Source organism: Enterococcus sp. C74 (assembly GCF_040887125.1).
GTDB lineage: Bacteria > Bacillota > Bacilli > Lactobacillales > Enterococcaceae > Enterococcus_B > Enterococcus_B hirae.
On record NZ_JBFOFA010000021.1, the window covers coordinates 1 to 10,151 of the forward strand.

Here is a 10,151-nt window from a genome sequence, read left to right on the forward strand (position 1 = left end):
TGTGTTTGGAAGGACAGTACCTGAAGGCGTAGTGAACCTTTGGGAAGATTGTGTGAGGACAAGTTGCGGAGAAATAAGTAGCACAGGTAAGAGTTACTTCGGTAACTATCTGTTAGCAGAAGGATTTCTGATACTTGGTACATTTCGTGTGATTTGTGGTTCACAGGTTGAGCATTTACCTAACATGCCAGGTTATCGTTTTCCCTAACAACGAACACTATATTTTGTTTTATTTGATTTACTTGTAAACAAGAGGAATTTTTTATTAGGAGGCGTTCAAATGACGGAAATTCAACGATTGATTTGTTTTTTAGAATCTGGAAAACGTAAGGAAATTTCGATGGCTGAATATGTTTCTCTGCAACAAAGAAGACAGAAATGGTCAGAAAGACGTTATCGTCAATTATTAGCGGAATTATCAAGAAGTCAGGCGATTCTTCCAAATTATGTCACTCAAAACGGTCAGGTTGTCCGAATGTTGAAATTGCGAACTGCTTAGGTTTAGAAAAATAGAGGAGACACCTACTAGTAAAGAAAGGGACACCTGATGGAAACAAAGAAAAAAGGATCAAGATGGCGGTCAGTGAAGAAACGATTCAAAAACTTCAGTGGATCGTAAAGGAAGACCAAAAGAAAAATAAAAAGAGAATTTATCCTTGTGATTCTTTAGAGCGAATAATCGATAACGAATATGTTATATGTAAAGTATTTCGAGAAAATTAATTAAGAGAAGGAGTCAATGTCTATGGTAAAGGTTATGGGGAAATATACCGGACATGTATATTATTCCTGTCAAAGCCAAACAGATGAATGGATTCATGCGAAAAAAATTTTTGAGTCATTAGTTATTCTTGTACTTCCTGGAAAGAAGGCAATGGTGTGAGTACAAAATATCATTACAGTCCTTTGGTAGATGCTTTTATTCGAAGAACTGATTTACGGGAAGAAAGAAAACTCATTCGTCGTTTTGAGAAAGATATTTTAGCTGAAATTAGTCAAAGAAAAGATCGTCAGCTTCCAGTAAGTCAATATATTGCACATTTTTCACCAAAAGAAAAACGTTGTTTTTTTGGTCTTTCGAAACGATTTGAACGAGTGAAAGTCTATTATCGTTTTGAAGAAGGCGTATCACATCAATATTTGATTGTGTCATAAAAGAGGAGGATACAGCAGATGAAAAATTATGATCCTAATATTCGATGGGGAAAACATACTGTTAAAGTTTCTTTTCAACGTTGGGATTATAAAGGATTTGTAATGTTTAGAAAAGGTGGAAACTGTAAAGGATTAGATGTTTTAGCATGAGACGAGGATGATTTGTACGATCAACCATTGATTGATAATCCAGTTGGGTTTGGATTGCTTTCTGAAGATGATGAAGGCAATGAGTGGTTCAAAATGACTCTTACGAACGATAAAGGAGACGAATTATCTGTAGAAGATGCTTGGTCATATTGAGCGAATATATTGTTGGTATTGAAATTATTGATTTTGTAGCAGATAAAGAAAAATAGAGAATAGAGGAATAGACAATGAAAATAAACAAAATTAGCACAGTTTCTTTAACTACATTTCGGTTGAGGAAAGAATATGAAAAGGAATTGACTGAATCTAAAATTCCAAGTTTTGTACAAGAAAGAATCGAATATTTTGCAAATTATCTTTCCAAAGGAATAACATTTTCAGATTTGTATTTGTTTGTTACAGCTGAGTCAGATGAAATTGAACTAGCAACAATGTTTGAAGAAATTTTTGATAGTTCCTATTTGTATACGAGTAGTGAATTTGTGAACTGGTGTCGAGATCCAAAGAATTGGAAACAACGACAATTCGAGTTAGCAAATGCAGTTATCCATATATATCAACAAAGAACAAGGAAGGAACGAATGATCGTATGAATGGCTATTTTCTAATTTTTTTAGTACTAGTAGGTTTTATGTTATTTCTTTTGCACGATAAACAAAAAGTATATAAGAGAAATTTTGGTAGGAAAATAGGTAGGTAATATTTCTTCAAATTCTCTAAATGAATGTACGAGTTTTTTTCCCTCGTACATTTGATACGATTATGAATTTAAAACGTACAATTATGAATATGACGAACTAAATAACAAGTAAGTTTGATATAATTCTTTTGTTATATTAACTCTAAAAAAGTATTTCCAACAGAAACTAATCAGGTATTTATTTGGTAAGTAAAGTATTGTTTATCTTTTCTTGCTAATCCAAAAAAATCACCTATTTTCAAAGATTTAGAAGCATATTTCAGTTCTGGAATCTCAAACAAATTATTCTTTTTGTTCGTTACTTTGATAGGTAATTGGATTTCTTCTCCTGATTCGGGAGATATAATAGCAATGTTTTTATCTTTAAAAAGTACTAATTTGAGTTTTTCCCAAATCTTGAATATCAGCACCTTGAAGTTTTTTTAGTTCGCTTAGCGAAGGATAATTAGAATTACTAATCACACTGCTAGAGGTTGTGGTGGTTACGGAACTATTTGTTTCTGTTTTTCTAAACAGAGAAAAAGCAATGATAAGTACAGATATCAGTACGATACTGAGTGATAAGATTATGAGGGATTTTTTCTTCATAATAGTTTTCTCCATATTGAATTGTTTTTTCGATAAAGAAGCAGAAACGACTTATTGGTGTTTCTGCTTCTTCGCTTGTAATTGTTTAGCGTAGGCTTCTATGTCGCTTTTTAAATACAAGCGTACAATGGAAGGACCTTTACCATTCTTGCTCTCATAGAAGGGATCAATCATATTAGTACGAACAGATTGTTGAAATCCTTGAGCAGATTGTCCAGTAATTTTTAGAGCTTCTTGTTTAGTAACAAGATTATTATTCATCCATTGCTTTATTTCATTAATGTCTTTAGTATCCATAGTTCTCTCCTTATTCTATTAATTAATAAAAATTATACTAAAGATATTATAAATGAAAAAAATTAAAAAATCTAATCTAAAATGGTTGTAATTATATTATATAAATATAATATAAAATAAAATGAAAGAATTACGAGTACTTGCATTTGGAGCAACTATTGGTGGAGTTGCGTTAGCAACTGCTCACGAGAAAGTAAATGCAGAAGAATGGACACCACGTACTGTGGAACAAATCAAAGCAGATATGAAAGGTAACGAATATACAATCGTTTGGGGAGATACGCTAAGTGGAATCAGTCAAGCAACAAACATTTCTGTACAAAAATTAGCAGATATGAACAAAATTGCGAATGTAGACTTAATCTACGCAGGCAATAAACTAGTTTTTGATGGCAATGTAGCAACTGTTCAGAATAACAAAGGAGAAACAGTTGCACAATCAGTAATCCAAAATGAAGATAAAGTAGTTGCAAACCAACCAGTTGGACAACCAGTACAAGGTACAACAAGCAATAATACAACAAATTCAGCAACTCAAAGCACAACAACACCTTCAACTAATAACACAGTAACAGGTAATACACAAACTGGCGGTCAAACAACTGGAAATACAGGAACAACAACGCCAAGCACGCCAGAAAATAACGGTGGCACAACTCAAACACCAACACAACCAAGTCAACCAAATAATAATGGTAATCAAAATGGTTCGATAGGTGGAAATACTGGTGGAGGACAAACAACCCCTTCAACTCCAGGAAATAGTGGAAGTACGACAACACCTTTACAACCTAGCAATAAACCAAGCGGAGGAAACACAGGTAGTTCAGGATCAACAGGCGGAAATACTGGAACAACTACTCCAAGTAAGCCACAAGCTCCAACGATTGTGAGTGGATACATTGGAAATAGTGGAAAAGTGTTTGATACTCCAGAAGAAGCAAATAAATTTGCTGATGAAAAAGCTGCGAATGATTTAAGTATTAAAGGATATAAATTGATTACTATTGATTATAGTGATGGTTCTGAAAAATTCTCGATTGATTTCTACTAAGATAATTTAAAATAGTAATTTTTTTGTTAGTAAAGAAGGAATGACGATAAGTTATTTCTTCTTTTTTTATGTTTATTTTAAGAGGTGATTTCAATGAATTACTAATTGTATTGTTAAATTGATAAAAAATTATAGGGAGGAAAGTATAGATGAAGTTTAATCAATTTAATAAGATACGGAAAAAAGTAACTGTTTTTATGCTCTTATTGAGCTTATCTGGTGTTATTAGTCAATCATTAAGTGCATTAGCTGAAACAGAAATATCTAATCAAGCGGAAAGTAGTCAAGTAGAAAAGAGCAATTCTCAAAAAGAAAACAAAGATATAACCAATTCTTCTGTTCAAGAAGATAAACAGAAGGAAGACAAAATTGCAAGCAAAGGTATAGAAGGAAAAACAGAACAATCCATTCCTATGGTAACTGAAAGTTCTATAACTGATGATACAGGTACAAGTAAAGAAGAAACAACTTCTGATTCTTTAACAGAACAATCAGATCAAGCGAATAGACAATCATTAACGCCTGTTCCTGCGAAGACTGAAGATCAATTAAATCAAGAAGTGAAAAAAATATTTGCAGATAATGGTTATGAATTGTTAAAAGATGGTTCAATTCGTAGTACGACAGGTACTTCGTATCGTTCCGACTTATTTGAAGTATTACAAAAAGTAGAATCAATTAAAGCACAAAACCAAGCACAAGCGAGAGCAGCATTGGAAAGTGCTTTTTTTGTTATGCCTAAGGGAAAAGGTGTGGTTTATGTAGATTCTAATTATGGTAATTCTGCTTTTCATTGGTCACAATCGAATGGAAATGTAGAAACTGGCTATTATGCTAAAAAAGACGGTAATGGCAATATGCTTTGGTGTGTTGAACCAGGAGCGCCTTTAAACTGGGGAGCGAATGCTGGTTTTACTACTTCTGAAGTGTCTGATGCCAAATATGTAAAAGCTTCTTTAGTTGTTTATTGGGGCTGGGAAAAACAAAAATCAGTTGTGAATGCTTTTTATACAGAAAAATTAGTTCAAGAAATTACTACAGGTGTAACGACTTCTGGTATTACGGACTTAAGTGGTCAAGGAAGAGTGAGCCAAGCTGGGTATGAATCATTCAAAAAGGCGACTTTAACTAAAGTTGGCACTTTCTATAAAAGGCCTTCATTTGATGGAAAAACATATACTGTTAAATTAGGAGAAACATTGAGTTTGACTGATTCTAATAATGTTTTAAGTTACTATAAGTTAATGGTTAATAGTGCAGATGTAACGACTTCAATAAGTGGAAATACATTGAAATTTACACCTAAAAACAGTAGTGCAGAAACTGGCAAATTACAATTCAAATATAATATAGATAATACGTATGTAGGTGCAACGATTTTATATCAAGCTCCATATTTACAAGATGTAATTAGGGCGAAAGTTGGAGACCCTAAAAAAACTACAGTAAATATTAAAGTGCTAAAAAACGGTAATGCGAAGATTAAAAAAGTAGATGCAGACAAAGGCAAAGCTAATATGTAGAATGTATGGCATGTGTCTTCCTTGTGGGTTAATTAAGAATAAAGAAGTTGTTTTTCAAGAAGGAAGAGATTTAACTAATATTCAACTAATTATTGGAGACGAGATTATTAAGCAAAGAAACTATCCCTTATTTTATTTCTTTTCTTTCTTCTTAAGTGAAGAATATTATCATATTACTATGAAGAAGCTGTCAATGATACGTTCTCGGACAGAAAAAGGCTATGCAGATTTTACAAAAATGGTTAAAGTGTAATTTTATTTTTTCTATGCTAATATTGTATTATTTTGTTCGTTGTAAGTCGCACAAATAATTAATAAAAAATTGAATACCAAATAAGCGGTTAGAAAATTTCTAATCGCTTATTTGGTTTTATAAAGGAAGTAGCGAGTTTTATAAAAATTTTTTGAAAAAAATGTGAAGTCACTTTATTGTTGAGAGATTTTGGTTAGAATGAAGGAGGATAACGATAAGTGAATAACAATTGTGATAATTAGGTTTCTTCTGACTTAAAAGAAGGCGTTTGGCAAGTAGAAGATCATACGCTGTGTGAAGAATGTTCAGAAGAACTATTTTTCAAAATGAAGGATAACTATCATGAATTTTCTTTAAGTATATCCGTCGTTTTGAATTGTTTGTTCATTGCAGAAAAAGAAGGATATGTTCCTAGATTACCAGATTATTGGTGGGTTCAAATTCGACAAAAGATTCCTGCAGAAACTATATTGAATAAAGGAAAGGAAGAAAATTTGTAGATGAAGAGAACGAGTAAACTATTATCTGCTTTATTATTATTAGGTCAAGTTGTTGGTTATACTCCATCTGTTTTAGCAAACGAAGAACAATCAACTGTAGCGACAGAACAATCAACGACAGTGAATACAGATCGTTCTACAACTGATAGTACAGATACAACTAAGGAAGAAACCACAACAGATTCTTCCATTGAACAACCTGAACAAAAACCAAGTGAATCAAACGATCAGACGACTAACTCTACGGCAGATAGCTCACAAACAACAGAGTCAAAACCAGAAACAACTACTTCTGGTACGATTGATTCTAGTCAACCAGAAAATAATACGCAAGATACTACTGAGCCTTCAGAAACGATTCCTGTGGAACAGCCAACTACAAAACCGAGTGAATCGGGCAATCATGGAGCAACACAATCAACGAAGCCTGCGGAAATCACTCATTCACAATCGGTTGCGACACAGCCTTCAACAACTGGACAAAATGTGCAACCAAAAGCAGAAACAAAGGTACAAGCTCAAACTGTGCAAGAAGAGTCAAAAGCTTACCGTCAAGCACCAACTGCGCCCATTCAAGAATTAGTACCTTCTAGCAAACAGGATAATAAAGGAAACATTCATTTTGAAAAAGACGAGTCTGTCGAAAGTTTTATTCGTAAAATTGGCGAATCTGCTCGTAAAATTGGACAAGAAAATGATTTGTATGCTTCAGTCATGGTTGCTCAAGCGATTTTAGAATCGGCGAGTGGTCAAAGTCAATTAGCCCAAGCGCCGAATTACAATTTATTTGGTATCAAGGGTACACATAACGGAAAATGTGTCTCTTTTGCGACACAAGAAGATTTAGGTAATGGGACACTTTATACTACTCAGGCAACTTTTAGACAGTATAAAAACTACGAGGATAGCTTAAATGACTATGCTCAACTATTGAAAGAGGGCTTAACAGGAAATAGATATTTTTACGATGGTGTTTGGAAAACGAATGCGAAAACTTATCAAGAAGCAACGAAATTTTTGACAGGACGTTATGCGACAGATACTAGCTACGATAAAAAATTGAATGGTTTAATCGAAACCTATGATTTAACTAAGTATGATAAAGAAGTAGCGGGTCCAAAATTAAATAAAAAAGGATATGCCGTTCCATTAAAGAATTACACGATTTCTAGTCCATTTGGTAATCGTGGAGGAGAATTTCATCGAGGAATCGATTTTGCAGCACCACAAGGCGAGCCAATCTATGCTAGCAAAGCAGGAACGGTTATTAAAGCAGAGTTTCACCCCTCATGGGGCAATTATGTAGCCATTGAGCATGAAGACGGTACAACGGCTTTATATGCGCATCAACAAGAATATCAAGTCAAAGTTGGTGACAAAGTAAAGCAAGGACAAATTATTGGTTATGTTGGCTCGACAGGAAACAGTACAGGTAGTCACTTACATTTTGAATTATGCTTAGATCACAGTTTAAACCAATCACAATTGATTGATCCAGAAACAATCTTATTCTAAGAAATATTCTAATATTGATTTTCTGAATAAGTTGAGTACAAAAATTATAAAAAGTTATGTTGAACAATTAAAAATTAGCAAAAGAAGTATGACGTATAGTAGTTTAGTTTGGTCGATATGAGAGATTTACGTAAGTGAAAAATTAATTATATAAGTATTCTCTATTTTCCAAAAAACTCTTACTTCAAGTATTTATAACTGCTAGATTTAGTTAAGTAATTAGCAGTATTAGTAAGGAGGTAGAGAGAATGACTTTTTATCAATTACTACAATTAGATCCTTTAATACTTAAGCAAAAAATAAAAAGTACAAAATCCAAGTATGATCGTAGAAAATATCTTTTATCCCTAGTTTTACGTTCATTTTTAATTGTTGGTTTTGCTATCTGTGTGATTGCTTTATCTACGAAGTTTTTTGGTGAATCCAATAAGTCATATGCTATTGTCTTTTTCTGTATGATGCTTAGTCTAAGATTCGTTGACTTTGGGTATAAATACGCTCAATCAATTTTAGGCTTGAGTGTTGTCTTTGGTGCGTTTTTTGTTGCACCATTTGTCCATTTATTACCACATTTTACTTTGCAAGTATTGTTGCACTTCCTTTTACTAGGAGGAATACTAATTGCTACTCTAAGTGATCCCAAAATGGGAAATCCGTCATTATATGGATTTTCTTATATATTTGTTGTTTATTCGACAATAACAGAACAAATAACGAAAAAATTATTGAATGATCGTCTTCTTTTCTTTGGTCTCTTTTTCCTTATATTTTGGTGGATAATTTATCACAATCATCGCAATAAGCACAAAAAAAAGACAATGTTCAATGCTTTAAAAGAAAAGAGTGTTTCATTGAAAATTTGGTTATTTTCCTATGTATTTTTCATTAGCTTATTATTGTCTGTTAGTCAGTATATATCTTTTGAACGATTCATGTGGGTTGGGTTTGCCTTTTCCTCTTTATTTGCGAGCTATGGATTTTCAATAATTGATTTGAAAACACGTGCAACCGATCGTTTGTTAGGCACAATTATTGGTATATTTTCTTTTATTCTATTAAGTATGTATTTACCAATTGAGATACTAAGTTTATTGGGTGGTATTTGTTTAGGATTTTGTTCAAGTTACCGTTATAAAACGGTTTTTAATTGTATTGGTGCGTTGACGATAGCTAGTCAGATGTATGGAATTCCTCAAACATTAGCAATGCGGTTTACTTATAACTTGTTAGGTGTAGGCTTAGCTATTTTGGGAATTTGGTTTGTAAAAATGTTGTTAAATCAAAAAAAATTGTGAAAGAGGCTAATTGATAAAAGAGCTTGCTCATATCATATAGTAAGTATAATAATTATTCTAATAAAAATAAGTATAGAAAATAAATTTATATTATTATCTTTTTATATAATTTATTTTTCAATCGCGCTTGCTTGATCCAAAAACAGTCTTATTCTAGGAAATAAGGCTGTTTTTATTTTGCTATAAAGGAAAGAGTTCATATGATATTTTATGCAGGTCTGTTTGTGGGTACTATGTTTGGAATAGGAATCATGGCACTATTAGTTCCAGGAAAACAAGAAGATCAACAATTTAAAAGAGAATAAAAACAGATTTATCTAATTTTTAGGAGGAATTTTTATCTTGGAAAACCAAAAATCAAATTTATATCCTGTGAAGGATTTATTATTAGAAGAGAAAGATTACAATTTTTATGCCTATAGTAGAGACATTATCAAATCTCGTGTTTCAAGAAAATTGAGAAAGAAAAAGAATGGCATAATTGAAACTGAATGTTGTTATTGCTTACCTGACAATGCTATTAAGAGTCAACCAACTTATCAAAAACAGTTACCAAATGCTCGATATATTAAGAATTTGTGTATTTTAGATGATCGAAGAAATGTCATTCAAGAAGTACCTATTTTGAGAGTGATCCAATCTCGAAGTGGGGCTTTAAATTTTGGAATTGATCGTCAGGCATTTACGGAAAATCTGATGAAACAAACTACAAAAGAATAAGTAGGTATTATTTAATTTAGGATTTTAGGAGGATGTTTGATTTGGAGAGACAAGAGGAAAATCTATCTTTTCCTGATTTATCAATCGAAAATACAGGAAAGAAGTGACGACACGTTACTATATTTCAGGAAAAACGAAAGAAGACGTCCAGCAACAAGCAGATAAAATCAATCAACGACTTTCTATACTTTTATCATGAAACAAGACCCAAGTTCGATTGATGAATTAAAAGATTCTTTCAAAGAAACCCTACGTGAGAGCGAGTTAGAAAGTATTCCTAATCTTAATCAAGGACAAGCAATTTTAGCAATCAAAGGGAAAGGAAATTTCCATTTGAATATTGATTTATCGAAAGAAGAAATCGAGATTTTTGCCGGCGGTCATTAATTTAGAAGTTTATT

15 protein-coding genes and 1 pseudogene are annotated in these 10,151 nt (G+C 32.5%); 14 read left to right on the forward strand and 2 right to left on the reverse strand.

Translation table 11 applies throughout. The annotated features are described in order from the left end of the window. The 6 genes and pseudogenes from AB3H93_RS13965 to AB3H93_RS13990 form a co-directional block, all read left to right on the forward strand. Positions 1 to 208: hypothetical protein (locus AB3H93_RS13965; protein WP_368020725.1), on the forward strand; the 208-nt coding region annotated here is incomplete at its 5' end. 72 nt (positions 209 to 280) lie between these two features. After that, entirely contained in the window at positions 281 to 499 is a 219-nt protein-coding gene (locus AB3H93_RS13970) for a hypothetical protein (RefSeq protein ID WP_081115518.1), read from the forward strand. 246 nt (positions 500 to 745) lie between these two features. Further along, on the forward strand, positions 746 to 883 hold the full coding sequence (locus tag AB3H93_RS13975) for a hypothetical protein (protein WP_368020726.1): 138 nt from the start codon (positions 746 to 748) through the stop codon (positions 881 to 883). Then, complete coding sequence (locus tag AB3H93_RS13980; RefSeq protein WP_368020727.1) at positions 880 to 1,155, forward strand: hypothetical protein; 276 nt, start codon at positions 880 to 882, stop codon at positions 1,153 to 1,155. Before AB3H93_RS13975 ends, AB3H93_RS13980 begins: the two co-directional genes overlap by 4 nt. 18 nt (positions 1,156 to 1,173) lie before the next feature. After that, a pseudogene (locus AB3H93_RS13985) lies at positions 1,174 to 1,514 on the forward strand (DUF5406 family protein). Positions 1,515 to 1,532: 18 nt separating this feature from the next. Next, on the forward strand, positions 1,533 to 1,898 hold the full coding sequence (locus tag AB3H93_RS13990; RefSeq protein WP_081115515.1) for a hypothetical protein: 366 nt from the start codon (positions 1,533 to 1,535) through the stop codon (positions 1,896 to 1,898). A 470-nt stretch (positions 1,899 to 2,368) separates the two neighbouring features. Here the strand turns inward: AB3H93_RS13990 and AB3H93_RS13995 are convergent, their stop codons facing one another. Beyond that, entirely contained in the window at positions 2,369 to 2,593 is a 225-nt protein-coding gene (locus AB3H93_RS13995) for a hypothetical protein (protein WP_236592757.1), read from the reverse strand. A 51-nt stretch (positions 2,594 to 2,644) separates the two neighbouring features. Continuing rightward, the gene (locus AB3H93_RS14000; RefSeq protein WP_368020728.1) at positions 2,645 to 2,890 is read right to left on the reverse strand and encodes a hypothetical protein; all 246 of its coding nucleotides are present in this window, start codon (positions 2,888 to 2,890) and stop codon (positions 2,645 to 2,647) included. Positions 2,891 to 3,011: 121 nt separating this feature from the next. On the opposite strand from AB3H93_RS14000, the gene AB3H93_RS14005 reads away from it, so the two are divergent. The 8 genes from AB3H93_RS14005 (at position 3,012) to AB3H93_RS14040 (ending at position 10,137) form a co-directional block, all read left to right on the forward strand. Then, on the forward strand, positions 3,012 to 3,944 hold the full coding sequence (locus AB3H93_RS14005; RefSeq protein WP_368020729.1) for a LysM domain-containing protein: 933 nt from the start codon (positions 3,012 to 3,014) through the stop codon (positions 3,942 to 3,944). A gap of 149 nt (positions 3,945 to 4,093) precedes the next feature. Then, positions 4,094 to 5,467: a hypothetical protein gene (locus tag AB3H93_RS14010; RefSeq protein ID WP_368020730.1), complete on the forward strand. Its 1,374-nt coding sequence runs from the start codon at positions 4,094 to 4,096 to the stop codon at positions 5,465 to 5,467. A gap of 579 nt (positions 5,468 to 6,046) precedes the next feature. Further along, positions 6,047 to 6,220 (forward strand): hypothetical protein, encoded by a 174-nt coding sequence (locus AB3H93_RS14015; RefSeq protein ID WP_241547006.1) that lies wholly within the window; start codon positions 6,047 to 6,049, stop codon positions 6,218 to 6,220. Beyond that, positions 6,221 to 7,735 carry a peptidoglycan DD-metalloendopeptidase family protein gene (locus tag AB3H93_RS14020; protein WP_368020731.1) on the forward strand — a complete coding sequence of 505 codons (1,515 nt, stop codon included), beginning with the start codon at positions 6,221 to 6,223 and terminating at the stop codon, positions 7,733 to 7,735. 248 nt (positions 7,736 to 7,983) lie between these two features. Next, a complete protein-coding gene (locus AB3H93_RS14025) occupies positions 7,984 to 9,030 on the forward strand; it encodes an FUSC family protein (protein ID WP_325822121.1) in 1,047 nt (348 codons plus the stop codon). A 200-nt stretch (positions 9,031 to 9,230) separates the two neighbouring features. Then, complete coding sequence (locus AB3H93_RS14030; protein WP_128436221.1) at positions 9,231 to 9,335, forward strand: DUF3789 domain-containing protein; 105 nt, start codon at positions 9,231 to 9,233, stop codon at positions 9,333 to 9,335. A gap of 37 nt (positions 9,336 to 9,372) precedes the next feature. Further along, positions 9,373 to 9,750: a hypothetical protein gene (locus AB3H93_RS14035; protein WP_368020732.1), complete on the forward strand. Its 378-nt coding sequence runs from the start codon at positions 9,373 to 9,375 to the stop codon at positions 9,748 to 9,750. Between the two features lie 195 nt (positions 9,751 to 9,945). Further along, a complete protein-coding gene (locus AB3H93_RS14040) occupies positions 9,946 to 10,137 on the forward strand; it encodes a hypothetical protein (protein ID WP_237558383.1) in 192 nt (63 codons plus the stop codon). Positions 10,138 to 10,151 lie beyond the last annotated feature (14 nt).